Here is a 25,844-nt window from a genome sequence, read left to right as displayed (position 1 = left end):
CTTTCGTCGGCTCGGGCGCAGTACCCCTACGCAGGGCAAGCGCTTGGAGCAGATGCATCAGAATGGCGCGCATCGAATAAGGAAAAGAGGAGTCGACATGGCGAATTCCACCGTCTGGTGGCTGATTGCGGGGGTAGCCATCGTGGTCGAGTTGCTCTCGGGCACCGTATATCTTCTGCTGCTGGCCGCCGGTTTCGCGGCCGCGGCAATTGCAGCGCACCTGGGCTTCGGCACCGTCACCCAACTGATCGTGGCCTCGGTCATCGGCGTGGGCGCCGTGCTGACCTGGTACTCGATCCAGCGCAAGCGCCCCCCTGCCCCGCCCACCGGAACCAACCGCGACGTGAACCTCGACATCGGCGAGACCGTTCACGTCGACGCCTGGAATGCCGACGGCACGGCAACCGTGCGCTACCGGGGTGCGCAATGGACGGTGGTCCAGCGCGCAGGCCGCACGCCGTCGACCGGCGAGCACCGCGTGGTCGAAGTCATCGGCAGCCGGCTGGTCGTCGACAAGGTTTAGTCAATACGTAGAACTCAGAAAAGGAAGCGCACCATGGAATTTTCGGTCCCACTCATCATCCTGGTCATCGCGATCATCTTCATCAGCCAGTCGGTGAAGTTCGTGCCGCAGCAGAACGCCTGGGTGCGCGAGCGCCTCGGCAAGTACCACGGCACCATGACGCCCGGCCCCAACTTCCTGATTCCGTTCATCGACCGGGTGGCCTACAAGCACAGCCTGAAGGAAATCCCGCTCGACGTGCCGAGCCAGATCTGCATCACGCGCGACAACACGCAGCTGCAGGTTGACGGCATCCTGTACTTCCAGGTGACCGATCCGATGCGCGCGAGCTACGGCTCGTCGAACTACATCGTGGCCGTGACGCAACTCGCACAGACCTCGCTGCGCAGCGTGATCGGCAAGCTGGAGCTCGACAAGACCTTCGAGGAACGCGACGTCATCAACGCCCAGGTGGTCGCTGCCATCGACGAGGCCGCGCTCAACTGGGGCGTAAAGGTGCTGCGCTATGAAATCAAGGACCTGACGCCGCCGAAGGAAATCCTGCTGGCCATGCAGGCGCAGATCACGGCCGAGCGCGGCAAGCGCGCGCTGATCGCGGCCTCCGAAGGCCGCCGCCAGGAGCAGATCAACATCGCCACTGGCGAACGCGAGGCCTTCATCGCCCGCTCCGAAGGCGAGAAGCAGGCGCAGATCAACAACGCCCAGGGTGAAGCCGCCGCCATTACCGCGGTCGCCACCGCAACGGCGGATGCCATCGAACGCGTGGCAGCCGCCATCCGCCAGCCGGGCGGCGAACAGGCCGTGCAGCTGAAGGTGGCCGAGCGCGCTGTCGACGCCTACGGCAAGGTCGCGGCCGACTCCAAGACCACGCTGATCGTGCCGAGCAACATGAGCGAGACCGCCGCGCTCATCGCGTCAGCGATGCGCATGGTCCAGGCAGGCAAGCCGTCGAATCCGACCTGAACTGACTGCTACAATCATGGGCTCAGGAGCGGTGGATGAGCGGTTTAAGTCGCACGCCTGGAAAGCGTGTGAGGGTTAATAGCCCTCCGCGGGTTCGAATCCCGCCTGCTCCGCCAGAGATTGATTGTTCGTAACCGTTCACGAACATGAAGACAAAGCAAGAAGCCCAAGTTGCCACAAGCACTTGGGCTTTTTTGTCGTCTGGCCCAACCAGACTTGAAAGGCAGTGCGTTGCTTTGCAACAACTTGCCCCCCGAACTCAGACACTTTCTTCTGGCAGTACCATCCAAAGGTTTTCATTTCAGCCCACAAAGGAGCCTCGATGGCCGGACAACCGAAAACCCAGCCGCGTGGCAAGACACCGCTGGACCGCACCCTCGAAAAGAGCGAGCAGGTGGCTGCCGACGTGCAACGGGCGTCGGACAACCTCGCCGTGGTGAACACGGTGCTCGAACAGGAACTGCCCGAAGAAGTGCAGGTTGGCGAGGTGGCACAGGCCATCGAACACACCAGCCAGCTGGAAGAGAAGCTGGCTAAATCCGCCGAAAAGCTGGCCGAGGTCAATGCCGCGCTGAGCGAGGAAATCGAGAAGCGTCTCGAGGTCACGGCTGAGCGCGACGAAAGCCAGGCTCTGGCCGAGAAGCTCAAGGCAAAGATCCGCGCCGAAAGCTCCGACTGACCGGCGCGCAATACGCCGTCCGTATCCTTTCTCCTACGCTGCATCAGCGTCAGGCACGCTACGCTATTGGTTCTCAAAGCGAAACCACGGCATGGCCCTCATCACGTTCCTCGTCGAGGACAACAAGACCATCAGGGATAACCTGGTCCCGGCACTCGAGGACTTGGTCAACGGCCGCGTGGTCGGCTTCGCCGAAACCGAAACGGAAGCCCTTGCATGGCTCGCGGCGCATCCTGATGACTGGCAGCTCCTGATCGTCGACCTGTTCCTGAAGGAAGGCTCCGGCCTCGGCGTGCTGGGCGGCTGCAAGACCCGCAAACCCAGCCAGCGAGTGGTCGTGCTCAGCAACTACGTGACGGCGGATATCCGGGCGCGCTGCACGGCGCTCGGCGCCGATGCGGTGTTCGACAAGTCACGCGACCTCGATGCCTTCATCGAGTACTGCAATGCCAACCGCCCATCGGGCCTTGCTCCGCTCTGAACTCTGAATAAGTCGCCTTCGAAGCGGCCATGAAAAAAGGGCCCGAAGGCCCTTTTCTCTTTTGCGGATAACCGCAGGTTTGCCGAAATGAATCAGCGCACCACGGCGATCTGCGTGCGTGCACCACCCTTGTAGGTGTACAGCGTCAGGGCACCGTTCTTGATGTCGCCCTTTTCGTCGAAGGCGATCGGGCCGGTCACGCCCTTGTATTGCACCTTGCCAACTTCAGGCAGGTACTTGGCGGGGTCGGACGAACCGGCCTTCACCATGGCTTCGGCCAGCACGTTGACCGCGTCGTACACGTACGGTGCATAGATCTGCACTTCGACGCCGTTCTTGGTCTTGAACTTGGCCTTGAAGTCTTCCAGCGGCTGCTTGAAGTCGCCGTCCACACCGCCGGCTTCGGCGCAAACAACCATCTCTTCGCCGATGGCATCGCCAGCCAGCTTCGGCAGTTCGCTGGTGCACAGGCCGTCGCCGCCCATGAACTTGACGTTCAGGCCGAGTTGCTTGACCTGCTTGAGCATCGGGCCGCCAACGGCGTCCATGCCGCCGAAGAACAGCACGTCGGGCTTGGAGGCCTTCAGCTTGGTCAGGATGGCGTTGAAGTCGGTCGACTTGTCGGTGGTGAACTCGTGGCCCACGATGGTGGCGCCAGCGGCCTTGGCCGACTTCTCGAACTCTTCGGCAACGCCTTGGCCGTAGGCGGTACGGTCGTCGATCACGGCAATGTTCTTGCCCTTGAGCGTTTCGACTGCGTACTTGCCCAGCGTGCCGCCGAGTTGCGTGTCGTCAGCCACCACGCGGAACGTGGTCTTGAAGCCTTGACGCGTGTACTTCGGGTTGGTGGCCGAAGGCGAGATCTGTGGAATGCCGGCGTCGCTGTAGAGCTTCGAGGCGGGGATGGTGGTGCCCGAGTTCAGGTGACCGACCACGCCGTTGACCTTTTCGTCCACGAGCTTCTGGGCCACAGCCGTGCCCTGCTTCGGATCGCCTGCGTCGTCTTCGGCGATCAGTTCGAACTTGGCAACCTTGTCGCCGATCTTGAGGCCCTTTGCATTCAGGTCTTCGATGGCCATCTTGGCACCGAACTCGTTGTCCTTGCCGAGGTGGGCGATGGCACCGCTGGTCGGTCCCACGTGACCGATCTTGACGACCAGGGTTTCTCCGGCAGGTGCGGGTGCAGGTGCAGCCGGGGCCGCAGCCGTTGGCGCGGGCGCTGCAGCGGGAGCAGCAGCTTCTTCCTTCTTGCCGCAAGCCACGAGCGTGATTGCAGCCAGTGCGACCGCAGTCCATTTCAATTGCATGAGAACCTCCAGAACTTGGATGAAAAGAATAAAAAACCGGTCGTGTGATCCGGGCGCGCTGACCTCGCAAGTTTCGCGCCGCGGACCAGCGGCACCCTCACGCCCTTCCGACCTGCGGCGCAGTTTAGCCGAGGATTCAGGCTCCGGAAGCTGGCGTAGACCCTGTGTTTTCGCTGAGTTCGGCGGCCATGGCCTCGATCACCAACGCGCGCAAAACGGCTTCGATTTCATTGCGCAATCGCGGCACCATCGCATCGAGTTGATGCTGAACGGCAGCTGACACGGTGTCGCTCAAACGCTCTTCCAGAGACAGGTCGACGCGCTGCAGAACGCGGTGCAGCAACTGCTCTTCGAGGCTGACGATTTCCGCCTGCGAAAGCTGCGCGGCCGGCGGCAATGCCATGGCACTCGCCGGGTCGGGCTGGGGCGTCGGTGCGGCCTGCGGCTCGGGGACCGCGGGCTCCTCCGGGATCTCGAGCACCGTGGTCAGCGTGGGAACGAACCGGGGCGGCGTGCGCAGTGTGCTGGCCATGTCAGGGACTCTTTGCGAAGTCGTGCGGCTGGATGGTGTAGCCACGATCGGCATAGTGGCGCCAGCGCGAACGACCGACCTGGCGGTCGTTGTCCTCGTTGCTCACGATGTCGATCATGCGTTCATAGCGCTCGAAGCCCGCAGGCACTTCGAGGCCCAGATTCACCAGCATTTCGCGGTGCGGCAGCGAGGCCGCATCAGCGCCCTGGGCCGACAGCACGACGGGCGAACGCGCGACCACATGAGCCGGCGCATCGCCTCGGCAGTGCGCGACGAAGTCCACCGGCGACAGCTGCCAGAGTGCCGCATCCACCGCGTCGAGCGCCTGCGCATCGCCCACGACTACCACGCGCAGGCCGCGCGCGTTCACGGCCTTGCGAACCAGCCGGCAGGCGTAGTTCAGCTTGTCACGCGCGTTGTAGTGAAAGCCGATTTCCGTCACTTCGTGGCCCGGGCCTCTTTGGCCGGAACTCCAGGGGTCTTGGTTTTCTTGGCCTTGCCGGTCTTGGCGTCGCCGCTGGCCGCGCGACTCGTCAGGTACGACACCAGCAAGCCCACCGGTCGACCGGTCGAACCCTTTGCCGCTCCGCTCTTCCACGCAGTGCCCGCGATATCCAGATGCGCCCAGGCGAAGTCGCCCGCGAAGCGCTGCAGGAACTTGGCGGCAGTGATGGCGCCACCCGCGCGGCCGGCGATGTTGGCCACGTCGGCGAAGTTGCTCTTGAGGCCTTCCGCGTAGTCGTCGTCGAGCGGCAGGCGCCAGCAGCGGTCCTGCGAGGTCTCGCCAGCGGCTTCGAGCGCCGCGGCCAATGCTTCGTTGGTCGAGAACAGGCCGCTGCGCACGCCGCCCAGGGCCACCACGCAGGCGCCCGTCAGCGTGGCGATGTCGATCACTGCCGCCGGCTCGAAGCGCTTGGCATAGGTCAGCGCGTCGCACAGGATGAGCCGGCCTTCTGCGTCGGTGTTGAGCACCTCGATGGTCTGGCCGCTCATGCTGGTCACCACGTCGCCCGGCTTCACCGCGCGGCCGTCGTTCATGTTCTCGCACGAAGGAATGAGGCCGACGACGTTGATGGCGGGCTGGATATCGCCGAGCGCGCGGAAGGTACCAAGCACGCTGGCCGCGCCGCACATGTCGAACTTCATCTCGTCCATTTCGGCAGCGGGCTTGAGCGAGACGCCGCCGGTGTCGAAGGTGATGCCCTTGCCGACCAGCACTACGGGCGCCTGGTCCTTGGGCGCCCCGTGGTAGCGCAGCACGATGAAGCGCAGCGGCTCCGCCGAGCCCTGCGCCACGGCGGCAAAGGAGCCCATGCCGAGCTTTTCGACTTCCTTCGGCCCCAGCACCTCGCACTTGATGTTCGGCAGCTTGGCCAGCCCCTTGGCGGCCTCGGCCAGCAGCGTGGGCGTGGCATGGTTGGCGGGTCGGTTGCCCCACTCCTTGGCCAGTTCGATGCCCGCGACAGTGGCACGGGCGGCGTCGAAGGCGCCGGTGACGGCGGCGGCATCGGCCACGCCGACGGTCAGGTGGCGGATGCTGCGGGGTTCGGCCTTCGACTTGGTGGCGGTGTAGACGTAGCTGGCGTCAGCCGCCGCCGTGACGGCGCTGGCCACCGCCGCGCCCTCAGCAGGCTGGGCGAACACCACGGTCACGCGCTTGGGGGCCTGGGCCTTGGCCGAATTGACCGCCGCGACCACGCCGCTGCGAACCGAGGCGGGCTTGCCGTCGCCGATGGCGGCGAGCACCACGCGGGACGCCACGACGTCTTCCGGACGGTAAAGCCCCAGCAGCTTGCCGGCCTTGTCGGGCAGGTCGCCGGCCTTGCGGGCACTGGCGGCGAGCACCGACAACGGGTCTTTGGAGGTAAGAGGAGCGCTGCCGACGAGCACGATCAGGACATCGGATTTCTCGGCTGCGGCCTGGGCGACGGTGAGGGTCTTGAGTTGAAAGTCCATAATCCTTTTTTTCCTCGAACGATGTTATTCCATTCTTCCCTACGCAAGGAGCTGTCCCGCAGCTTCGGAGCGACCCTCGTGGTACTGGTCACCATCGTGATGACCATGATGCTCATCCGTACCCTCGGGCTCGCGTCCAAGGGCAGTGTGAACCCGCAGGAGGTGTTCCTGGTGATGGCCTACACGGTGCTCGGCTACATGCCGACCATCCTGAGCCTGAGCCTGTTCATCGCCATCGTCGGCACCCTGTCGCGCATGTACCGCGACAGCGAGATGGTGATCTGGTTTTCCAGCGGGCGGGGCCTGACCGACTTCATCAAGCCACTCTTCCGCTTCGCCTGGCCGGTGCTGATCCTGATCGCGGTGATGGCGCTGGTGGGCTGGCCGTGGGCCAACTCGCAGACCATCGGCATGCGCAAGCAGTACGAGCAGCGCAGCGACATCGAGCGGGTGGCGCCTGGTGAGTTCCGCGAATCCGCTGGCCGGGTGCGCGTGTTCTTCATCGACAAGGAGACGCCGGACAACTCCAAGGCCACCAACGTCTTCATCTGGTCGATCGAGCGCAACATGCAGATCACGACCTCGGCGCGCAGCGGCAGCATCGAGAACATCGGCGATTCGCGCTACCTGCTGCTCAACAGCGGCCAGCGGCTCGAGCAGCCCATGACCAACACTGGCCTGAAGATCAGCGAGTTCAAGACTTACGGCACCCGGGCAGGCGGCAACAGCGGCCTGGTCAACGACGCGACACCGCCGCGCGCGCGCAGCACACTGTCCCTGCTGCCCGACACCAGCGACCCCAGCCGCGGCGAACTGGCCTGGCGCATCGGCATGTTGCTGACGGCCATCAACTTCGTGCTGCTGGCGCTGAATGTATCCAGCGCCAACCCGCGCGTCGGCCGAAGCGGCAACCTGCTTCTCGCGCTGTTCGCGTTCGTCGTGTACTACAACATGCTCAACCTGGGCCAAAGCTGGATCAGCTCGGGCAAATACAGCATGGGCAGTTTCATGCTGCTGTTGCATGGCGGCGTGCTGCTGATCAACCTGGCATGGCTCGGCGTTCGCCAGAACAATTGGGGCCGGCGATCAAAGCAAAGCCCGTCCGCCGCCGTGCTGCCCACACCCAAGATCGAACCCACGTGAAAACGATAAGACGCCTGATCTACGTGGAGGTGCTGAAGGCCGTTGCGTTCGTGACGCTCGGCTTCCTGAGCCTCTTTTTCTTCTTCGACTTCGTCGACGAACTGCAATCCATCGGCAAGCCGGACAGCCTCAACTACGGGCCCGCACAGGCGCTGGCCTACGTGATGCTGCTGGTGCCGAGCCACCTCTACGAACTGCTGCCGATCACGGTGCTGATCGGCTCCATCTTCGTGATGGCCCGGCTGGCGCAAAGCTCCGAATACACCATTCTGCGCACCAGCGGGCTGGGGCCCTGGCGCGCGCTGCGCACCCTGCTGCTGCTGGGCGTCGGCTTCGTCGTGCTGACCTTCGCCGTCGGCGACTATGTCGCCCCGGCCTCCGAGCGCACGGGGCAACTGCTCAAGGCCAAGTACCAGGGCATCTATTCGCTGGCGGGCAACACGGGCGCCTGGCTCAAGGAAAAACGGGGCAATGTCTCGTACGCGGTGAACGTGCTGTCCATCGACCGCAAAGGCGCGCTGAAGAGCCCGCGCATCTTCGAATTCGACGACAACGGCTACATCAGCACACAGATCACCGCAGGCTCTGCCCGCATCGGCGACGGGCACTGGATGCTCACCGACGTGGAAGAGCAGAAGTACGACACGCGCGGCGCGGCCGACCAGGCCCGCATCGCCACGACCAAGACCCCGCAGCTGAACTGGGCCACCTCGCTGACCAGCGAAATGGTCTCGGTCGCGCTCCTGCGCCCCGACCGCATGAGCACGATCGACCTGTTCGACTACATCCGCCACCTCGACGCCAACGGCCAGACCGCGCAGCGCTACGAGATCGAGTTCTGGCGCAAGGTGTTCTATCCGCTTTCGTGCCTGGTGATGGTGGTGCTCGCCCTGCCCTTCGCCTACCTGCACTTCCGCCAGGCCGGTATCACCACCTACGTGTTCGGCGGCGTGATGATCGGCATCAGCTTCTTCCTGCTGAACAACGTGTTCGGCTATCTCGGCAACCTCAGCAACTGGTCGCCATGGCTCACGGCGGCGGCGCCAGGCATGATCTATTCGGTGATGTCGTTGACGGCCTTCAGCTGGCTGGTCTTGCGACGATGACCCAGGGCATCGTTTTACTGGCGCACGGTTCGCGCGACGATCGCTGGCGCGAGCCCATCGAGGCCGTGGCCGAACGCGTGTGCAAAAACGAGCCGAATGCCCGCGTGGCCTGCGCCTACATGGAGCTGGCAACGCCCGACCTGCCCACGGCGACGGCGGCGCTGATTGCCAGTGGCGCCACCGCCATCCGCGTGGTTCCGCTGTTCCTGGGCATGGGCAAGCACGCCCGCGAAGACCTGCCGCACCAACTCGAGGCGCTGCGCCAGCGCTGGCCCGACATCGGCTTCTCACTTGCCCGCATCGTGGGCGAAGAGCCCGAACTGGTCGATCTCCTGGCCAGAATTGCGGTCAAATAGTGAACATCCGGCAATTTCGATAGATTCCGAAGGCATAATGAATTCCGCAATAAGACGGAATTTGATATGAATCTGCATCAGTTCAAGTTTGTTCAGGAGGCCGTGCGGCGCAACCTGAACCTCACCGAGGCGGCCAAGGCGCTCCACACCTCGCAACCCGGTGTCTCCAAGGCCATCATCGAGCTCGAGGAAGAACTGGGCGTTGAAATCTTCGCGCGCCACGGCAAGCGGCTCAAACGCGTTACCGAGCCGGGCCAGCACGTCATCGCCAGCATCGAACTCATCATGCGCGAGGTGGGCAATCTCAAGCGCATCGGCGAACAGTTCAGCGCGCAGGACAGCGGCACCCTCTCCATCGCCACAACCCATACGCAGGCGCGCTACGTGCTGCCCGTGCCTGTGGCCAACCTGCGCGAGGCCTATCCCAAGGTCAACGTGAGCCTGCACCAGGGCTCGCCCGACCAGGTGGCTCGCATGGTGATCGACGAGATCGCCGAGATCGGCATCGCCACCGAATCACTCGACGGCTACGCCGAGCTGGTGACCCTGCCCTGCTACGAATGGCAGCACGTTCTGGTGCTGCCCAAGGACCATCCGCTGGCCGCCAAGGAGCGCATTTCGCTCGAAGACCTGGCGAGCGAGCCGATCATCACCTACCACCCCTCGTTCACCGGCCGCACGCGCATCGACCATGCGTTCGCACAGAAAAAGCTCACGCCGCGCATCGCGCTCGAAGCCATCGACTCCGACGTGATCAAGACCTACGTGCGCCTCGGGCTGGGCGTGGGCATCGTGGCCGAAATGGCCGTGCGCGACGAGTCGAACGCCGACCTCGTGGTGCGCCCGATGGGGCATGTGTTCGGCCAGAATATTGCGCGTGTCGCGTTCAAGCGTAGCGCCTATCTGCGCAACTTCGTCTTCAAGTTCGCCGAGCTGCTGTCCGACCGCCTCGACCGCAACCTGATCGCCAAGGCCCTGAGCGGCCACCAACAAGACTACGAGCTATGAGCACAGTTCAATCCCCACGCACGCCCGACATCGTCACCAAGCTGCCGGCCGTCGGCACCACCATCTTCACCGTGATGTCGGCGCTGGCCGCCGAGAAGAACGCGGTCAACCTGGGCCAGGGCTTTCCGGATTTCCACTGCGATCCGAAGCTGCTCGAAGACGTCACGGCCGCCATGGCCGCGGGCCACAACCAGTACCCGCCGATGCCCGGCATCCCGGCGCTGCGCGACGCCATCGCCGCCAAGATCTCGGCGATGTACGGCTACAGCTACAGCGCGGCCGCGGAAATCACCGTTACCGCCGGCGCCACGCAGGCCATCATCACTGCCATCCTCGCCATCGTGCGCCCAGGCGACGAAGTGATCGTGCTGGAACCCTGCTACGACAGCTACGTGCCCAACATCGAGCTGGCTGGCGGCAGCGTGGTGCGCGTACCGCTCACGCCGGGCACCTTCCGCCCCGACTTCGACAAGATCGCCGCAGCGCTCACGCCGCGCACGCGCGCCATCATCATCAACACGCCGCACAACCCGAGCGCCACGGTCTGGACAGAAGCCGAGATGCGGCAACTCGAAGAACTGCTCGCCCCCACCGACGTGTTCGTGATCAGCGACGAGGTCTACGAGCACATGGTGTTCGACAGCGCCCGCCACGAAAGCGTGGCGCGCTTTCCGGGCCTGGCCGCGCGCAGCTTCATCGTCAGCAGCTTCGGCAAGACGTACCACGTCACCGGCTGGAAGGTCGGCTACGTGGCCGCGCCGGCCCCGTTGATGGCCGAGTTCCGCAAGGTGCACCAGTTCAACGTGTTCACCGTGAACACACCGATGCAGCATGCGCTTGCGCAGTACATGGGCGAGCCGGCGCCGTACCTCGAACTGCCGGCCTTCTATCAGCGCAAGCGCGACTTGTTCGCGGCGGGCCTGGCCGAAAAAACCCGCTTCAAGCTGCTGCGCAGCGAAGGCAGCTACTTCCAGTGCGTCGACATCTCGGCAGTCAGCGATCTGTCCGAAGCCGAGTTCTGCCTGTGGCTCACGCGCGAGATCGGCGTGGCGGCGATCCCGCTGTCGGCTTTCTATGGCGACAGCTTCGACCAGCGCGTGGTGCGCTTCTGCTTCGCCAAGAAGGACGAGACGCTGCTCGCCGCGCTGGAGCGCCTCGCGCGGCTCTGACGCCTGCGGCAGCCGCACGTCGATGACGAAACAGCCCACCACCATCATCAGGCTCGTTTTCAGCGTGGTCGGCGCGCTGCTGTGCGGCATTGCCCTGCTGCTGTACCAGCATACGTCGGCCTTCATCGCGTCGGCCAGCCGCACGCAGGGCGAAGTCCTGCGGCTGCTCCACGTGGAAAGCTCGAAGAGCAACAGTTCGGGCACCTGGAAGCCGCTGGTGCGCTTCAAGGCGCCGGGCGGCGAGATCATCGAGTTCACGCCGTCGAGCAGCAGCAACCCGCCAGCCTACGACGTCGGCGAGAAAGTCGACGTCTTCTTCGATCCACGCAACCCGCAGGACGCCATGCTGAACGGCTTTTTCTCGCTGTGGGGCGGCGCCGTCATCACCGGCGGCATTGGCCTCGTTTTCCTGCTCGTCGCGGTGGCGATGCTGTTCCTGCCTGCGCTGGCGCCGGCAACGCGCCGACGGCCAGGGTAGGACGTTCACCGACCACCGAAGGGGCGGCTCTCCGGCGATCCGCGCGACATGTCAGGGGGAGCATGAAAGCTCGTCACAACAACCGCCCTGGAGAAAACATGTCGCTCTCGTTCATTCTGCTGATCGTCCTGATCCTGATATTGATCGGCGCGCTGCCGAGTTGGGGATACAGCCGGGCCTGGGGCTATGGTCCCAGCGGCGGTGTCGGCCTGGTCGTGCTGATCGTCGTGATCCTGGTTCTCATGGGACGCATATAGGCCCGGGCACGCCGTAAAGAAAAAGCCCGCGCAAGCGGGCTTTTTTTCGTCCACTGCGGCCAGCGGATCAGGCCTGCAACTGCGCCCAGGCCTTGTCGAGCCGCTTCACGCTCACCGGCTGCGGCGTGCGCAGCTCCTGTGCGAAGAAGCTCACGCGCAGTTCTTCGAGCAGCCAGCGGAACTCGAGCATGCGGTCGTCCACCACGCCCTTGCGTTCGGCCACAAGGCGCCAGTAGCGCTGGTCCTGCGGCTTCAGCTCCGCGAGCTTGGCGGCGTCGCGCGCCGGGTCGGCGCGCAGCTTGTCGAGCCGCAGCACGATCGCCTTGAGGTAGCGCGCGAAGTGCTGCAGCTGCGTCCACGGCGCATCGGCGATGAAGCGCTTGCCGACGAGGCGCTGCAGTTGCTGCGCGGCGTCCTGCACGGCGTCGGGCTGGATCTTCGTGTCCTTGATCTTGCGCGCGGCCGCCGCGTATTCGACGAGGATGGTCGACGCGAGCCGGGCCACCTCGTTGGCAATCAGCGTGAGGCGGCCACGCCCCTCCTCCAGCCGGCGCTTGAACGCGAACTCGTCGGTTGGCAGCGGCTCCTGCAGGAAGGCGCGGTCGATCGCGACATCGATGATCTGCGTGCGCAGCTCTTCGGAGGTGCCTAGCGGCATGTAGGCCACCGACATCTTCTGCAGGTCGGGAATGTTCTTCTCGAGGTACTTGAGCGCGTCTTTCAGTTGCAGCGCGAACAGGCGGCGCAGGCCGGCGCGGTGCTTGGCGGCTGCCACGGCGGGCTCGTCGAACACCTCGATGGTCACCGCGTCGCCTTCGTCGCGCAGCGCCGGAAAGCCGATCAGCGATTGCGAGCCGCGGCGCACTTCCATCAGCTCGGGCAGCTCGCCGAAGGTCCAGCCCGTGTAGCGCTGGCCGGCAGGCAATGCGGCGGGTGCGGGCTGGCTCGCGTCCTTCGCGGGCGCCCCGGACTTGCTTTCGGACACAGCAGCCGCATTCTTCTCCGGCGACGCCTTGACGTTGAGCCCCGCCAGCGCCTGGAAGGCACCACGCGCCTGCGCACCAAGCTCGGCCTTCAGCGCACCGAGGTTGCGCCCCATGCCCAATTGCCGGCCGTGCTCGTCGATCACGCGCAGGTTCATGAACAGGTGCGGCGGCAGCATGTCGAGCTTGAAGTCCGCGCGCTTGACGTCGATGCTGGTCATGTCGCGCACGCGCTTGAGCAGCACGTCGGTCAGCGAGCCTGTGCCGAACAGCTCAGGCACGGACAATTCTTCCGCCAGCTTCGAGGCCGACTCGGGCAGCGGGACCAGCCGCGAGCGCGGACGCTGCGGCAGGCTCTTGAGCAGTGCCTGGATCTTGTCCTTGAGCATGCCCGTCACCAGCCACTCGCAGCGCTCCTCGCTCACCTGGTTGAGCACGAACAGCGGCACGCTGGCCGTGAGGCCGTCCTTCGCGTCGCCGGGCTCGTGCAGGTATGTCGCGGCGCAATCCACGCCGCCGAGCCGCAGCGTCGGCGGGAACGATTGCGTCGTGATGCCGGCCGCCTGGTGGCGCATCAGCTCGTCGCGCGTCAGGAACAGCAGGCGCGGCTGTTCCTTGGAGGCATGGCGATACCAGTTCTCGAAGGTGATGCCGCTGGCCACGTCGGCGGGCAGCTGGGCGTCGTAGAAGGCGAAGATCAGTTCGTCGTCGACCAGTACGTCCTGCCGGCGCGACTTGTGTTCCAGCCCCTCGACCTCGCGCACCAGCTTGCGGTTGGCCTGCAGGAACGGAAACTTGCTCTCCCACTGCCCGGCGACCAGCGCTTCGCGGATGAAGATCTCGCGCGCCGCGACCGGATCGACCTTGGTGAAATCGACACGCCGCCCGCTGTAGACAACAAGGCCGTACAGCGTTGCACGCTCCAGCGCCGACACCTGCGCGCCCTTTTTCTCCCAGTGCGGATCGAGCAACTGCTTCTTCAGCAGATGCTCCGCCACCTGTTCGAGCCACTGCGGCTCGATGTTGGCGATGCCGCGCCCGAAGAGCCGCGTGGTCTCGACCAGTTCGGCCGCGACGATCCATCGGCCCGGCTTCTTCTTCAGGTGCGCGCCGGGGTGCTTGTAGAACTTGATGCCCCGCGCGCCGAGGTAGGCCTCGTCGTCTTCGAGCTTCCAGCCGACGTTGCCCAGCAGGCCTGCGAGCATCGACAGGTGCAGCGGCTCGTAGCCGGCAGGCTCCGCATTCAGGCGCCACTTGTGCTCGGTGACCACCGTGAGCAGCTGCGAATGGATATCTCGCCATTCGCGCACGCGACGGATGTTGATGAAGTTCTGCCGCAAAAGCTGTTCGTACTGCCGGTTGCTGAGCTTATGGGTGTCGCCATGGCCGCCGCGCGCGTCGGCGATCCATTTCCACAGGCGAAGGTAGCCGCTGAACTCGCTCTTCTCGTCGTCGAACTTCGAATGCGCCTGGTCGGCCTGCTGCTGGGCTTCCATCGGGCGGTCGCGCACGTCCTGCACGCTGAGGGCCGACGCGATGATGAGCACTTCTTCGAGCGCGCCGCGCGAGCGGGCTTCCAGGATCATGCGGCCCACGCGCGGGTCCAGCGGCAGCCTCGACAGCTCGGCGCCGGTGTGCGTCAGCTCGTTGGCATCGTCGACCGCGCCCAGTTCGTTGAGCAACTGGTAGCCGTCGGCAATCGCGCGCGGCGACGGTGCCTCCAGGAACGGAAAGCGCGCCACGTCGCCCAGGCGCAGCGACTTCATCCGCAGGATCACGCCGGCCAGCGACGAACGCAGGATTTCCGGATCGGTGAAGCGCGGGCGGCCTTCGAAATCTTTCTCGTCGTAGAGCCGGATGCAGATGCCGTTCGCCACGCGCCCGCACCGACCCGCGCGCTGGTTGGCCGCCGCCTGGCTGATCGGCTCGACCAGCAGCTGCTCGACCTTGCTGCGGAAGCTGTAGCGCTTGACGCGCGCCGTGCCGGTATCGATCACGTAGCGGATGCCCGGCACCGTGAGCGAGGTTTCGGCCACGTTGGTGGCCAGCACGATGCGCCGGCCCGTGTGGCCGTCGAAGATGCGGTCCTGCTCGGGCCCCGAGAGCCGCGCGAACAGCGGCAGCACCTCGGCATTGCGCAGCAGCGGCTGGTGGCTCAGGTGGCGGCGCAGGTGGTCGGCCGCCTCGCGGATTTCGCGTTCGCCGGGCAGGAAGACGAGGATGTCGCCTGCGTTGTGCGGATCGCGCCAAAGTTCGTCGACGCCATCGGCAATGGCGTCGTTCAGATCATGCTCGCGCGATTCTTCGAAGGGCCGGTAGCGCTGCTCCACCGGGAAGGTGCGGCCCGACACCATGATGGTCGGCGCCGGTCCCTTGGCCGAGGCGAAATGCTGCGCGAAGCGGTCGGCATCGATGGTGGCCGAAGTGACGATCACCTTCAGGTCGGGCCGGCGCGGCAGGATCTCGCGGAGGTAGCCCAGCAGGAAGTCGATGTTCAGCGAACGCTCGTGTGCCTCGTCGATGATGAGCGTGTCGTAGGCCTTCAGCAGCGGATCGGTCTGCGTCTCGGCCAGCAGGATGCCGTCGGTCATCAGCTTGACCGAGGCGTCCCGGCTCAAGCGGTCTTGAAAGCGCACCTTGAAGCCGACCACGTCGCCCAGCGGCGTCTTCAGCTCTTCGGCAATGCGCTTGGCCACCGAACTCGCGGCGATGCGGCGCGGCTGCGTATGGCCGATGAGCCGGCCCTTGCCCGGCTCGGCGTTGAGCTTGCCGCGGCCCAGCGCGAGCGCGATCTTCGGCAGCTGCGTGGTCTTGCCCGAGCCCGTCTCGCCGCAAACGATCACGACCTGGTGCGCCGATATGGCGGCCATGATTTCGTCGCGCCTGCCCGAGACAGGGAGCGATTCGGGAAATTCGATGCGGAGAGGTGTCGTGGTCGTCAAGGGAAGGCAGTCGTCGGGCTGGCGCGGCGGGCAAACCATTGATTATCGGTGCGCACCGCGGCTGTTGCACGGCATCCACAGCGCGCTGCTTCGCTGCAACACGATCCGTAAATAGTCTTTACTCAATTGCAAACCGCTACTACGATCACGTCCCATGTCCTATCGCCTTGCCCCCACCACCTTGCGCCGTCGCTGCGCAAGCCATGCGCCCGCCGCGCATGGGAGGGTCAAGTTGCCTCGCCCGGCCTGAAGCCCGCGCCCTCGCTCATGTCGGCGCGCTTCGGACACTGAAGCGCCGCAACCGACACCCACAGCGTCTTGCCTGCCGACTCCTTCATTTCGAAGGAGCGGCCGCCTTTGTCGTACCTGCTCGATTCAAAAGAATCAAAAAAAGAAAAACACCATGTCCAAAGACATCCATTCCCGCCTGCACGCCGAGCTCGCAGAGCGCACGCGCCACCTGCAGACCGTTGCCGAAGCCCTGAAGACCGAGCTCTTCGGCATCGACGACATCATCGACCGCGTGATCGATTCGCTGCGTGCCTGGTATGTGCTGCCGCAGATCATCAGCCGCCCCGTCATCGTCTGCCTCTGGGGCCTCACCGGCACCGGCAAGACGCAGCTGGTGCGCAAGCTCGCGCAGCACCTGGGCTTTTACGACCGCTTCATCGAAGTGCAGATGGACGGCTTCAGCCACGGCTCGGGCTACCACAGCCGCGGCTCCATCTCGGCCATGCTGGCCGAATCGGGCATCGCCGAAGGCACGCCCGGCATCCTGGTGCTCGACGAGTTCCAGCGCTTCCGCACGGTCGACGGCAACGGCAACGATGCCAAGGTCGAGCGCTACCAGGACGTGTGGGCACTGCTGTCCGACGGCCGCCTGCCGCCCGCGCTCTCGATGCTCGGCGAGATCGAGTCGTCGCTCGCGCATGCCGAGTTCGTGCAGGACCGCGACGGCGCCGACAAGAAGAAGTTCGACAAGAAGCGCAAGCTGCACCTGTCGCCCTGGGAGGCGCGCGAAGTCCAGCGCTGCCTGAAGCTCTCCGAGACCCTGCTGCAGATCATGGCGTGGAAGCCCGCCGAGGTGCACGCGCGCCTGCGCGCCTTCCGCGACACGCAGCAGAGCTGGGAGACCGACTACAGCAAGCTGCTGGTGTTCGTCTCGGGCAACCTCGACGAGATGTACGCCGAGACGGCCCAGCGCGTCGAAGACTGCGACACCGACGCCGACATCTTCCACGCGCTGACGAAGAAGCTCTCCGTCATCGACGTGAAGAAGGCGCTGGCCGAGCGCTTCCGCCCCGAGCAGATCGCCCGACTGGGCAACAACCACGTGATCTACCCCTCGTTCAACCGCGCGACCTACGTGCGCCTGATCCTGTCGATCTGCGACCGCTATGTGGGCGAGATCCAGGAAAGCTCCGGCGTGCGCTTCGTGCTCGACGCGAGCGTGTACGAGCAGATCTACGCCAACGCCGTGTTCCCGGCACAGGGCACGCGCCCGCTGTTCTCGTCGATCCACGCGATCCTGAGCGCGACGCTGGTCAATGCCGCGCTGTGGGCGCTGGAGCAACGCGCCGACGGCAGCGAGCCGGTGTGGCTCACGCTGGACGCGGGCGCGTCGTGCATCACGGCCAAGTACCGCAAGGCGCGCCGGCAGTTTCCGGTTGCGCTGGAGCTGAACCGCCTCAAGCAGCGTTCGAGCGAAGACTTCCGCGCCCTGCTCGCCGTGCACGAGGCAGGCCACGGCGTGGCCTACGGCCTGCTGTTCGCCCGCGCGCCGCAGGAGATCAAGATCAATGTGGCCTCGTTCGAGGGCGGCTACAACAGCTACGAGCAGCGCAAGGCCTGGTCGAAGGAGAACCTGCGCGACCGCATCTGCGTGAGCCTCGCGGGCCGCGCCGCCGAACAGCTGGTGTTCGGCGAGCAGGCCTGCACCTCCGGCGCCACGCAAGACTTCATGCAGGCGACCGCCTATGCCGCGCAGTACGTGCGCCACTTCGCCTTCGGCACGCGCCTGAGCCGCACCGACGTCGCGAACGACCCGGGCGACAACGTCAACACCGACATCGAGGTGACCAACCCCGAGATCGAGGCCCTGCTGGCGCAGGAGCACGCACGCGCACTGGCGCTGCTCGACGCGCATACGCCTGCGCTGATGGCGGTGGTCGACGCACTGCTGCGCGAGGGCTCCATCGCGCCGGCCGAACTGGCCGCGATGCTCGAGCTGCCGGACCCGGCGGCCGGCGCGGCCACGGATGCCTACGCGGCGCTGCTGGCGACCTTCCGCGCCCGCAACGCCGGCCTGCCACCGCCGACGCCACCCACGGGCGCAGGAGCGGCCATTCCCGCCAGCGCAGCCCGCGTGCTGCGCGCGATCGCCTGAGTCAGGCAAATGACGCCTCATGAATGCACAATCACGCCCCATGTCCACCGTCTTCAATTTCACCTTCGTGCCCTGGTTCCGCTCGGTCGCGCCCTACATCCACACGCACCGCGGTAAGACTTTCGTGGTCGGCCTGGCGGGCGAGGCGATTGCGGCGGGCAAGCTGCAGAACATTGCGCAAGACCTGGCACTGATCCAGAGCATGGGCGTGAAGATCGTGCTGGTGCACGGCTTCCGGCCGCAGGTCAACGAACAGCTCGCGGCCAAGGGCCACGAGGCGCGCTATTCGCACGGCATCCGCATCACCGACGAAGTGGCGCTCGACTCCGCGCAGGAAGCCGCCGGCCAACTGCGCTACGAAATCGAGGCTGCCTTCAGCCAGGGCCTGCCCAACACGCCGATGGCGGGCTCGACGGTGCGGGTGATCTCGGGCAACTTCATCACTGCGCGCCCTGTCGGCGTGGTCGACGGGGTGGACTTCAAGCATTCGGGCCTGGTGCGCAAGGTAGACGCGGCCGGCATCCGCCGCACGCTGGACTTCGGCGCGATGGTGCTGATGTCGCCCTTCGGCTTCTCGCCCACCGGCGAGGCCTTCAACCTGACGATGGAAGAGGTGGCCACCAGCGTCGCCATCTCCATCCAGGCCGACAAGCTGATCTTCCTGACCGAGATCCCGGGCATCCGCATCGACAGCGAGCTGCCCGAGAGCGAAGACAACCCGATCGACACCGAGCTGCCGCTGGACGCCGCCGAAAAGCTGCTGGCCTCGCTGCCGCCGGCCCAGAAGCCGACCGACACGGCCTTCTATCTGCAGCACTGTGTGAAGGCCTGCAAGGGCGGCGTGGAGCGCAACCACATCCTGCCCTTTGCGCTCGACGGCTCGCTGCTGCTGGAGGTGTACGTGCACGACGGCGTCGGCACCATGGTGATCGACGAGAAGCTCGAAAGCCTGCGCGAAGCCACGGTGGACGACATCGGAGGCATCCTGCAACTGATCGAGCCCTTCGAGCGCGATGGCACGCTGGTCAAGCGCGACCGCAACGAGATCGAGCGCGACGTGGGCCACTACACGGTGATCGAGCACGACGGCGTGATCTTCGGCTGCGCGGCGCTCTATCCGTACCCCGAGGCGCGCACCGCCGAGATGGCCGCGCTTACGGTGTCGCCCCAATCGCAGTCGCAGGGCGACGGCGAGCGCATCCTCAAGCGCATCGAGCACCGCGCCAAGGCCATGGGCCTGGACAGCATCTTCGTGCTCACCACGCGCACCATGCACTGGTTCCTCAAGCGCGGCTTCCAGCAGGTCAACCCCGACTGGCTGCCCGAAGCGCGCAAGCGCAAGTACAACTGGGATCGCAAGAGCCAGGTGCTGGTCAAGAAGATCTGACCGCCCGCTGAAAACCCACGAAGGAGACTGCCCCGATGACGCTCGCCACCGCCCTTCTCTTCGCCATCGTGGCCTTCGCGGCCATCGCCACGCCCGGCCCCACGGTGCTGCTGGCGCTCAGCAACGGTTCGCGCCACGGCGTGCGCCGGGCGCTGCCGGGCATGCTCGGCGCGGTGCTGTCTGATTTCGTGCTGGTCGGCGCCGTGGCGCTCGGCCTGGGCGCGCTGCTGGCGGCGTCGGAGTTCTGGTTCTCGATGCTGAAGTGGGTCGGTGCGGTGTACCTGGCCTGGCTCGGGCTGCGCATGCTGCGCTCCAAGGGCGGTTTTCACCTGCCGGCCGCCGATGCCGCGCCTTCGGTCACGGCGGGCGAAAGCCGGCGCATTTTCTTCAAGTCTTTCCTGGTGGCGGTGACAAACCCCAAGGGCTACATCTTCTGCTCGGCCCTGCTGCCGCAATTCATCGATCCCTCGGCCGCGCAGGCGCCGCAATACATCGTCATTGCCCTGATCTTCGCGGGCCTGGACATGGCTGTGATGCTGGCCTATGCCTTCGTCGGCGCCCGCGCGATCCGGCTGCTGACGGTGTCGGCCACGCGCTGGATCGATCGCGCCTGCGGCGGCATGCTGCTGGCGCTGGCCGGCTCGCTGGCCTTCTACCGGCGCAGCGCGGCCTGACGCCTGCCAGCCGTCATGGCTGCCAGTAGCCGCTTCGGCAGGAGCGGTAACACCTGTCACCGATAATCCCGGGCATGAATCCCCTGCTTTCCCGGTTGCAACCCTATCCCTTCGAACGGCTGAAGCAACTGTTCGCGGGCGTCACGCCCAACCCCGAGTTCCCGGCCATCAGCCTGGGCATCGGCGAACCCAAGCACGCCACGCCGGGCTTCATCAAGGACGCCCTGAGCGCCAGCCTCGGCGCGCTGGCCGCCTACCCCGCCACCGCCGGCGACCTGGCGCTGCGCACCGCCTTCACCGACTGGCTGAAAACCCGCTACAGCCTCGCCCTCGACCCAGCCACCCAGGTACTGCCCGTCAATGGTTCGCGCGAAGCCCTGTTCTCGCTGGCGCAGACCGTGGTCGACCCCACCGTTTCGCCGCAGCCGGTGGTGATGTCGCCCAATCCGTTCTATCAAATCTACGAGGGCGCGGCCCTGCTCTCGGGCGCCGAGCCGTACTACGCAGCCAGCGTGCCCGCGCGCAATTTCGCAGTCGACTGGGACAGCGTGCCCGAGGACGTCTGGGCCCGCACGCAGCTGGTGTTCGTCTGCTCGCCGGGCAACCCGACGGGCGCGGTGATGTCGCTGGACGAGTGGAAGAAGCTCTTCGCCCTCTCGGACCGCCACGGCTTCGTGATCGCCGCCGACGAGTGCTACAGCGAGATCTACTTCCGCGACGAGCCCCCGCTCAGCGGCCTCGAAGCCTCGGTGAAGCTCGGCCGGCCCGACTTCCGCAACCTGATCGCGCTGACCTCGCTGTCCAAGCGCAGCAACGTGCCCGGCCTGCGCAGCGGCTTCGTGGCGGGCGACGCGGCCATCATCAAGAAGTTTCTGCTCTATCGCACCTACCACGGCAGCGCCATGAGCGGCACCGTGGCCGCGGCCAGCATCGCGGCCTGGGGCGACGAGTCGCATGTGGTCGACAACCGCGCCCAGTACCGCGCCAAGTTCGCGGCCGTCACGCCGCTGCTCGAACCCGTGCTCGACGTGCGGCTGCCCGACGCCAGTTTCTACCTCTGGGCCGGCGTGCCCGAAGTGTGGGCTGGCGACGACGAAGCCTTCGCCCGCGCGCTCTACGCTCAATACAATGTGACGGTTCTGCCGGGGAGCTATCTCGCGCGCGAGACCGCGCACAGCGCCAACCCGGGCCGCGGCCGCATCCGCATGGCACTGGTGGCCGAAACAGCCGAATGCGTGGAGGCCGCCGAGCGCATCGTCCGCTTCTGCAAGGACGCCCGCCGCTGACCCGCTTTCCTGCCCCGATTTTTCACCCGAGACCTTCTCAATGACCCAGCAACTGCAACAAATCATCGACGCCGCGTGGGACGACCGCGCCAACATCTCGCCCACCGCCTCGTCGGCCGAAGTGCGCGACGCCGTCGAGCACGTCATCACCGAGCTCAACAACGGCAAGCTGCGCGTGGCAACCCGCGAAGCCGTCGGCCAGTGGACCGTGCACCAGTGGATCAAGAAGGCCGTGCTGCTGTCGTTCCGCCTGAAGGACAACGAGCAGATGCAGGCCGGCTCGCTCGGTTTCTACGACAAGGTGCCCACCAAGTTCTCGCACCTGTCGGCCGGTGAGCTGAAGGAATCGGGCGTGCGCATCGTGCCGCCGGCCGTGGCCCGCCGCGGCAGCTTCATCGCCAAGGGCGCGATCCTGATGCCCTCGTACGTGAACATCGGCGCCTACGTGGGCGAAGGCACCATGGTCGACACCTGGGCCACCGTGGGTTCGTGCGCACAAATTGGCGCCAACGTGCACCTGTCGGGCGGCGTCGGCATCGGCGGCGTGCTCGAGCCGCTGCAGGCCGGCCCCACCATCATCGAAGACAACTGCTTCATCGGCGCGCGCTCGGAAGTGGTCGAAGGCGTGGTGGTCGAAGAAAACTCGGTGCTGTCGATGGGCGTGTTCATCGGCCAGAGCACCCCCATTTACGACCGCGCCACCGGCGAAACCCATTTCGGCCGCGTGCCCGCCGGCTCGGTCGTCGTGGCAGGCAGCCTGCCCAAGGACAACGGCCGCTACAGCATGTACGCAGCCATCATCGTGAAGAAGGTCGACGCCAAGACGCGTTCCACCACTTCGCTGAACGACCTGCTGCGCGACTGATCGGCTCCTTCAAGGCCGAACCCTTTTCCCCTTAGAGAAAACAACAGCACCCGAGGAGAGAGACCGATGAACATGATGGAGCGAATTCTTCGTTTGATGGCCGAGCGCAAGGCCTCCGACATCTACCTCTCGGCCCACTCCCCGGTGCTGATCCGAATCAACGGCATCTGCGTGCCCATCAACGCGCAGGTGCTGCCTGCGACCGCACCGCTCGCGCTGCTGTCCGAAGTGGTGCCCGCCGCCCGCATCCAGGAGCTGGAAAGCACGGGCGAACTCAACATGGCCGTCGCCCTCGAAGGCGCCGGCAACTACCGCGTGAGCGCCATGCGCCAGCGCGGCACCTACGCGGTGGTGGTGCGGCACATTGCCGCAGACATCCCGAGCTTTGCCGATCTGAACCTGCCCGACATCCTGAAGACGCTGATCATGGAAAAGCGCGGGCTGATCCTGATGGTCGGCGCCACCGGCGCGGGCAAGACCACCACGCTGGCCTCGATGCTCGACTACCGCAACGAGCACGCCAGCGGCCACATCCTCACGGTCGAGGAGCCGATCGAGTTCACCTACACCAACAAGAAGTCGGTGGTGAACCAGCGCGACGTGGGCAGCGACACCACCTCGCTGCAGACGGCGCTGAAGAACGCGCTGCGCCAGGCGCCCGACGTGATCCAGATCGGCGAAATCCGCGACCGCGACACCATGACCGCCGCCATCGCGTACGCGCAGTCGGGCCACCTGTGCGTGGCCACGCTGCACGCCAATAACAGCTACCGCGCGCTGAACCGCATCCTGAGCTTCTTCCCGGTCGAGGTGCGGCCCACGCTGCTGGGCGACCTGGGCGGCGCGCTGCGCGCCATCGTGTCGCAGCGCCTGCTGCGCACGCCGGCCGGCGGCCGCGTGCCGGCGCTCGAAGTCATGCTCAACACCGCGCTGGTGGCCGAGCTGATCGAAAAGGGCGACTTCTCCGCCGTGAAAGAAGCGATGGAAAAGTCGATGGCCGAAGGCTCGCAGACCTTCGAGGAAGACATCGCCCGCCTCATCACCGAAGAGCGCGTCACACGCGAAGAAGGCCTGTCGCAAGCCGACTCGCCCACCAACCTGATGTGGCGCCTGCAGAACCGCGCCGCGCCCAAGCCACAGGTCGACGACCGCAATCTGACCGACCAGGTCGACGAACCCACCTTCACCGACATCACGCTCGACGTGAAGTTCTGAACCAAGCCTTTTCCCGATGTCCCGTACGCTCCAGCTCGCCGAACAACTCATCTCGCGCCCCTCCGTCACCCCCGACGATGCGGGCTGCCAACAGATCCTCGGCGAGCGGCTGGCGCAACTGGGCTTCACGCTGGAAACCATCGAAAGCGGCCCGGCCGACTTCCGCGTGACCAACCTGTGGGCGGTGCGCCGCCCCGCGAACGCGGTCGCGACCAAGACGCTCGTGTTCGCCGGCCACACCGACGTTGTGCCCACCGGCCCCGTCGAGCAATGGACCAGCCACCCCTTCACGCCCACGCACCGCGACGGCAAGCTCTACGGCCGTGGCGCCTGCGACATGAAGACCTCGGTGGCGGCCTTCGTGACCTCGATCGAGGAATTCCTGCAGGCCGCGCCCGAGCCGAAGCTCACGCTGGCGCTGCTGCTCACCAGCGATGAAGAAGGCCCCGGCGTCGACGGCACCGTCATCGTCTGCAACGCGCTGGCCGCCCGAGGCGAGGTCATCGACTACTGCATCGTCGGCGAACCCACTGCCGTGGAGCGCTGCGGCGACATGATCAAGAACGGCCGTCGCGGCACCATGAGCGGCAAGCTCACGGTCAAGGGCGTACAAGGGCACATCGCCTATCCGCACCTGGCGAAGAACCCGGTCCATTCGGTGGCGCCCGCGCTGGCCGAACTGGTGGCCATCAACGCCGCCGGCGGCTGGGACGCCGCAAGCAACCCCTATTTCCAGCCGACCAGCTGGCAGATCAGCAATTTCCACTCGGGCACGGGCGCGAGCAATGTGATTCCGGGCAGCGCGGTGATCGACTTCAACTTCCGCTTCTCGACCGAATCCACGCCCGAGTCGCTGCAGCAGCGCGTGCACGCCGTGCTCGACGCGCACAAGGTCGACTACACGCTGGCCTGGACCATCGGCGGCCTGCCCTTCCTGACCACGCCGGGCGAACTGGTCACGGCCGTGCAGGGCGCCATCCGCGACGAGACCGGCATCGAGACCGCGCTGTCGACCAGCGGCGGCACCAGCGACGCTCGCTTCATCGCCAAGATCTGCAAGCAGGTGGTCGAGCTGGGCCCGGTGAACGCCAGCATCCACAAGATCGACGAGCACATCGACGTGGCCGAGATCGAGACGCTGAAGAACATCTACGTGCGTACGCTGAAGCGTCTCGACGCTGCGCTTGCTGCATGAGCACCGTCATCGAACTGATCGAGTCGGGCGCCAAGCGACTTGAAGAGGCCGGTGTGGCCTTCGGCCATGGCACCGCCAACGCCTTCGACGAAGCCGCATGGCTCGTGCTGTGGCGCCTGAAGCTGCCGCTGGACGACATCGACAGCGTGGCCGACAGGCCCGTGTCGCCCGCGGACGCCGGCAAGGTCGCCAAACTCATCGACGAGCGCATCACCACGCGCAAGCCTGCCGCCTACCTCACCAAGGAAGCGTGGCTGCAGGGCGTGCCCTTCTATGTGGACGAGCGCGCCATCGTGCCGCGCAGCTTCATCGCCGAGCTGATCGCCGATGGCAGCATCGACTACTGGCTGGGCGAACACACGCAGCGCGTGCTCGACCTGTGCACCGGCAACGGCAGCCTCGCGGTGCTCGCGGCGCTGACTTACCCGGACGTGACGGTGGACGCAGCCGACCTGTCGGTCGAGGCACTTGAAGTGGCCGCAATCAACGTCACCCGCCACCAGCTGGACGCCCGCGTCACGCTGATCGAATCGGACGGGCTGAAGAACCTGCCCGGCCCGTACGACCTCGTGCTGTGCAACCCGCCCTACGTGAACAGCGCCAGCATGGCCGCCCTGCCCGCTGAATACCGCGCCGAGCCTGAGCTTGCGCTGGCCGGCGGCGCCGACGGAATGGATTTCGTGCGCCAGCTGTTCGCCGACGCGCCCTCGCGCATGAGCGAACAGTCCGTGCTGGTGCTGGAAATCGGCAACGAGCGCGACTATTTCGAAACCGCCTTCCCGCAGCTCGAAGTCGTCTGGCTCGAAACCTCGGCGGGCGAGGACCAGGTCTTGCTTGTCACGCGTGACGCCCTGGTGGCCGGCGCCGGCGTGCGTTAGCGGCGCCCGCCGCAAGCCCGCCTTCAGCCGCTTTCTCGCAGCCATTGGCCGCGAAACCCCATTCACCGGGCCATT

At 65.8% G+C, this 25,844-nt stretch carries 24 protein-coding genes and 1 tRNA gene; 20 read left to right on the top strand and 5 right to left on the bottom strand.

Annotated features, from left to right (window positions below):
- Positions 1–97: 97 nt before the first annotated feature.
- The 5 genes from ACZYSP_RS01210 (at position 98) to ACZYSP_RS01190 (ending at position 2,646) form a co-directional block, all read left to right on the top strand.
- Entirely contained in the window at positions 98–523 is a 426-nt protein-coding gene (locus tag ACZYSP_RS01210; RefSeq protein ID WP_093054742.1) for an NfeD family protein, read from the top strand.
- A 33-nt stretch (positions 524–556) separates the two neighbouring features.
- Positions 557–1,486, top strand: a complete 930-nt coding sequence (locus ACZYSP_RS01205; protein WP_093054740.1) for an SPFH domain-containing protein — start codon at positions 557–559, stop codon at positions 1,484–1,486.
- Between the two features lie 25 nt (positions 1,487–1,511).
- Positions 1,512–1,602: transfer RNA gene (locus tag ACZYSP_RS01200), tRNA-Ser, on the top strand.
- Positions 1,603–1,808: 206 nt separating this feature from the next.
- Complete coding sequence (locus tag ACZYSP_RS01195; RefSeq protein ID WP_093054735.1) at positions 1,809–2,165, top strand: hypothetical protein; 357 nt, start codon at positions 1,809–1,811, stop codon at positions 2,163–2,165.
- Positions 2,166–2,256: 91 nt separating this feature from the next.
- Positions 2,257–2,646: a response regulator gene (locus tag ACZYSP_RS01190; RefSeq protein ID WP_093054733.1), complete on the top strand. Its 390-nt coding sequence runs from the start codon at positions 2,257–2,259 to the stop codon at positions 2,644–2,646.
- A 92-nt stretch (positions 2,647–2,738) separates the two neighbouring features.
- Here ACZYSP_RS01190 and ACZYSP_RS01185 read toward each other — a convergent pair whose 3' ends face one another.
- The 4 genes from ACZYSP_RS01185 to ACZYSP_RS01170 all read right to left on the bottom strand — a co-directional run bounded on the left by ACZYSP_RS01185 (position 2,739) and on the right by ACZYSP_RS01170 (position 6,441).
- Positions 2,739–3,953 carry a branched-chain amino acid ABC transporter substrate-binding protein gene (locus ACZYSP_RS01185; protein WP_093054731.1) on the bottom strand — a complete coding sequence of 405 codons (1,215 nt, stop codon included), beginning with the start codon at positions 3,951–3,953 and terminating at the stop codon, positions 2,739–2,741.
- Between the two features lie 136 nt (positions 3,954–4,089).
- Positions 4,090–4,485 carry a hypothetical protein gene (locus ACZYSP_RS01180; RefSeq protein ID WP_093074594.1) on the bottom strand — a complete coding sequence of 132 codons (396 nt, stop codon included), beginning with the start codon at positions 4,483–4,485 and terminating at the stop codon, positions 4,090–4,092.
- Position 4,486: 1 nt separating this feature from the next.
- Positions 4,487–4,927: a DNA polymerase III subunit chi gene (locus ACZYSP_RS01175; protein ID WP_093074597.1), complete on the bottom strand. Its 441-nt coding sequence runs from the start codon at positions 4,925–4,927 to the stop codon at positions 4,487–4,489.
- Entirely contained in the window at positions 4,924–6,441 is a 1,518-nt protein-coding gene (locus tag ACZYSP_RS01170; protein WP_093074600.1) for a leucyl aminopeptidase, read from the bottom strand. The genes ACZYSP_RS01175 and ACZYSP_RS01170 overlap by 4 nt, the downstream gene beginning before the upstream one ends.
- A 21-nt stretch (positions 6,442–6,462) precedes the next feature.
- Here ACZYSP_RS01170 and lptF point away from each other — a divergent pair, with 21 nt between their 5' ends.
- The 7 genes from lptF (at position 6,463) to ACZYSP_RS01135 (ending at position 11,958) form a co-directional block, all read left to right on the top strand.
- A complete protein-coding gene (gene lptF, locus ACZYSP_RS01165) occupies positions 6,463–7,584 on the top strand; it encodes an LPS export ABC transporter permease LptF (protein WP_093054723.1) in 1,122 nt (373 codons plus the stop codon).
- Positions 7,581–8,690 (top strand): LPS export ABC transporter permease LptG, encoded by a 1,110-nt coding sequence (gene lptG, locus ACZYSP_RS01160; RefSeq protein WP_093054722.1) that lies wholly within the window; start codon positions 7,581–7,583, stop codon positions 8,688–8,690. The genes lptF and lptG overlap by 4 nt, the downstream gene beginning before the upstream one ends.
- Positions 8,687–9,046 (top strand): sirohydrochlorin chelatase, encoded by a 360-nt coding sequence (locus ACZYSP_RS01155; protein WP_093074602.1) that lies wholly within the window; start codon positions 8,687–8,689, stop codon positions 9,044–9,046. The genes lptG and ACZYSP_RS01155 overlap by 4 nt, the downstream gene beginning before the upstream one ends.
- Before the next feature lie 66 nt (positions 9,047–9,112).
- Entirely contained in the window at positions 9,113–10,054 is a 942-nt protein-coding gene (locus ACZYSP_RS01150) for a CysB family HTH-type transcriptional regulator (RefSeq protein WP_007832298.1), read from the top strand.
- Positions 10,051–11,223 carry a pyridoxal phosphate-dependent aminotransferase gene (locus ACZYSP_RS01145; protein WP_489012825.1) on the top strand — a complete coding sequence of 391 codons (1,173 nt, stop codon included), beginning with the start codon at positions 10,051–10,053 and terminating at the stop codon, positions 11,221–11,223. Before ACZYSP_RS01150 ends, ACZYSP_RS01145 begins: the two co-directional genes overlap by 4 nt.
- A gap of 22 nt (positions 11,224–11,245) precedes the next feature.
- Complete coding sequence (locus tag ACZYSP_RS01140) at positions 11,246–11,701, top strand: DUF3592 domain-containing protein (protein ID WP_426392974.1); 456 nt, start codon at positions 11,246–11,248, stop codon at positions 11,699–11,701.
- Between the two features lie 98 nt (positions 11,702–11,799).
- The gene (locus ACZYSP_RS01135; RefSeq protein ID WP_093054714.1) at positions 11,800–11,958 is read left to right on the top strand and encodes a DUF3309 family protein; all 159 of its coding nucleotides are present in this window, start codon (positions 11,800–11,802) and stop codon (positions 11,956–11,958) included.
- Between the two features lie 67 nt (positions 11,959–12,025).
- On the opposite strand, the gene hrpA is transcribed toward ACZYSP_RS01135, so the two are convergent.
- Entirely contained in the window at positions 12,026–15,811 is a 3,786-nt protein-coding gene (gene hrpA, locus ACZYSP_RS01130) for an ATP-dependent RNA helicase HrpA (RefSeq protein ID WP_489012824.1), read from the bottom strand.
- Between the two features lie 475 nt (positions 15,812–16,286).
- On the opposite strand from hrpA, the gene ACZYSP_RS01125 reads away from it, so the two are divergent.
- The 8 genes from ACZYSP_RS01125 (at position 16,287) to prmB (ending at position 25,769) form a co-directional block, all read left to right on the top strand.
- A complete protein-coding gene (locus tag ACZYSP_RS01125) occupies positions 16,287–18,269 on the top strand; it encodes an AAA family ATPase (protein WP_489012823.1) in 1,983 nt (660 codons plus the stop codon).
- Positions 18,270–18,309: 40 nt separating this feature from the next.
- The gene (argA, locus tag ACZYSP_RS01120; RefSeq protein ID WP_307614096.1) at positions 18,310–19,656 is read left to right on the top strand and encodes an amino-acid N-acetyltransferase; all 1,347 of its coding nucleotides are present in this window, start codon (positions 18,310–18,312) and stop codon (positions 19,654–19,656) included.
- 35 nt (positions 19,657–19,691) lie between these two features.
- The gene (locus ACZYSP_RS01115) at positions 19,692–20,330 is read left to right on the top strand and encodes a LysE family translocator (protein ID WP_093173888.1); all 639 of its coding nucleotides are present in this window, start codon (positions 19,692–19,694) and stop codon (positions 20,328–20,330) included.
- A 74-nt stretch (positions 20,331–20,404) separates the two neighbouring features.
- Positions 20,405–21,616 carry a succinyldiaminopimelate transaminase gene (gene dapC / locus ACZYSP_RS01110; protein ID WP_093054705.1) on the top strand — a complete coding sequence of 404 codons (1,212 nt, stop codon included), beginning with the start codon at positions 20,405–20,407 and terminating at the stop codon, positions 21,614–21,616.
- A gap of 40 nt (positions 21,617–21,656) precedes the next feature.
- Positions 21,657–22,481 carry a 2,3,4,5-tetrahydropyridine-2,6-dicarboxylate N-succinyltransferase gene (gene dapD / locus ACZYSP_RS01105; protein WP_093054703.1) on the top strand — a complete coding sequence of 275 codons (825 nt, stop codon included), beginning with the start codon at positions 21,657–21,659 and terminating at the stop codon, positions 22,479–22,481.
- Positions 22,482–22,547: 66 nt separating this feature from the next.
- Positions 22,548–23,696 carry a PilT/PilU family type 4a pilus ATPase gene (locus ACZYSP_RS01100; protein WP_093054701.1) on the top strand — a complete coding sequence of 383 codons (1,149 nt, stop codon included), beginning with the start codon at positions 22,548–22,550 and terminating at the stop codon, positions 23,694–23,696.
- A 16-nt stretch (positions 23,697–23,712) separates the two neighbouring features.
- Complete coding sequence (gene dapE / locus ACZYSP_RS01095) at positions 23,713–24,891, top strand: succinyl-diaminopimelate desuccinylase (protein ID WP_489012822.1); 1,179 nt, start codon at positions 23,713–23,715, stop codon at positions 24,889–24,891.
- A complete protein-coding gene (prmB, locus tag ACZYSP_RS01090; RefSeq protein ID WP_489012821.1) occupies positions 24,888–25,769 on the top strand; it encodes a 50S ribosomal protein L3 N(5)-glutamine methyltransferase in 882 nt (293 codons plus the stop codon). The genes dapE and prmB overlap by 4 nt, the downstream gene beginning before the upstream one ends.
- The last annotated feature ends 75 nt before the right edge of the window (positions 25,770–25,844 follow it).

This window comes from Variovorax sp. F042 (genome assembly GCF_057814215.1).
The sequence above is the reverse complement of the archived record's forward strand: the minus strand, read 5'-3'. Positions and strand labels throughout refer to the sequence as shown.

Coding starts and splice junctions, on each gene's coding strand:
- ACZYSP_RS01210 (WP_093054742.1), top strand. CDS start 98: ATGGCGAATTCCACCGTCTGGTGGCTGATTGCGGGGGTAGCCATCGTG.
- ACZYSP_RS01205 (WP_093054740.1), top strand. CDS start 557: ATGGAATTTTCGGTCCCACTCATCATCCTGGTCATCGCGATCATCTTC.
- ACZYSP_RS01195 (WP_093054735.1), top strand. CDS start 1,809: ATGGCCGGACAACCGAAAACCCAGCCGCGTGGCAAGACACCGCTGGAC.
- ACZYSP_RS01190 (WP_093054733.1), top strand. CDS start 2,257: ATGGCCCTCATCACGTTCCTCGTCGAGGACAACAAGACCATCAGGGAT.
- ACZYSP_RS01185 (WP_093054731.1), bottom strand. CDS start 3,953: ATGCAATTGAAATGGACTGCGGTCGCACTGGCTGCAATCACGCTCGTG.
- ACZYSP_RS01180 (WP_093074594.1), bottom strand. CDS start 4,485: ATGGCCAGCACACTGCGCACGCCGCCCCGGTTCGTTCCCACGCTGACC.
- ACZYSP_RS01170 (WP_093074600.1), bottom strand. CDS start 6,441: ATGGACTTTCAACTCAAGACCCTCACCGTCGCCCAGGCCGCAGCCGAG.
- lptF (WP_093054723.1), top strand. CDS start 6,463: ATGTTATTCCATTCTTCCCTACGCAAGGAGCTGTCCCGCAGCTTCGGA.
- ACZYSP_RS01155 (WP_093074602.1), top strand. CDS start 8,687: ATGACCCAGGGCATCGTTTTACTGGCGCACGGTTCGCGCGACGATCGC.
- ACZYSP_RS01150 (WP_007832298.1), top strand. CDS start 9,113: ATGAATCTGCATCAGTTCAAGTTTGTTCAGGAGGCCGTGCGGCGCAAC.
- ACZYSP_RS01145 (WP_489012825.1), top strand. CDS start 10,051: ATGAGCACAGTTCAATCCCCACGCACGCCCGACATCGTCACCAAGCTG.
- ACZYSP_RS01140 (WP_426392974.1), top strand. CDS start 11,246: ATGACGAAACAGCCCACCACCATCATCAGGCTCGTTTTCAGCGTGGTC.
- ACZYSP_RS01135 (WP_093054714.1), top strand. CDS start 11,800: ATGTCGCTCTCGTTCATTCTGCTGATCGTCCTGATCCTGATATTGATC.
- hrpA (WP_489012824.1), bottom strand. CDS start 15,811: ATGGCCGCCATATCGGCGCACCAGGTCGTGATCGTTTGCGGCGAGACG.
- ACZYSP_RS01125 (WP_489012823.1), top strand. CDS start 16,287: ATGTCCAAAGACATCCATTCCCGCCTGCACGCCGAGCTCGCAGAGCGC.
- argA (WP_307614096.1), top strand. CDS start 18,310: ATGTCCACCGTCTTCAATTTCACCTTCGTGCCCTGGTTCCGCTCGGTC.
- ACZYSP_RS01115 (WP_093173888.1), top strand. CDS start 19,692: ATGACGCTCGCCACCGCCCTTCTCTTCGCCATCGTGGCCTTCGCGGCC.
- dapC (WP_093054705.1), top strand. CDS start 20,405: ATGAATCCCCTGCTTTCCCGGTTGCAACCCTATCCCTTCGAACGGCTG.
- dapD (WP_093054703.1), top strand. CDS start 21,657: ATGACCCAGCAACTGCAACAAATCATCGACGCCGCGTGGGACGACCGC.
- ACZYSP_RS01100 (WP_093054701.1), top strand. CDS start 22,548: ATGAACATGATGGAGCGAATTCTTCGTTTGATGGCCGAGCGCAAGGCC.
- dapE (WP_489012822.1), top strand. CDS start 23,713: ATGTCCCGTACGCTCCAGCTCGCCGAACAACTCATCTCGCGCCCCTCC.
- prmB (WP_489012821.1), top strand. CDS start 24,888: ATGAGCACCGTCATCGAACTGATCGAGTCGGGCGCCAAGCGACTTGAA.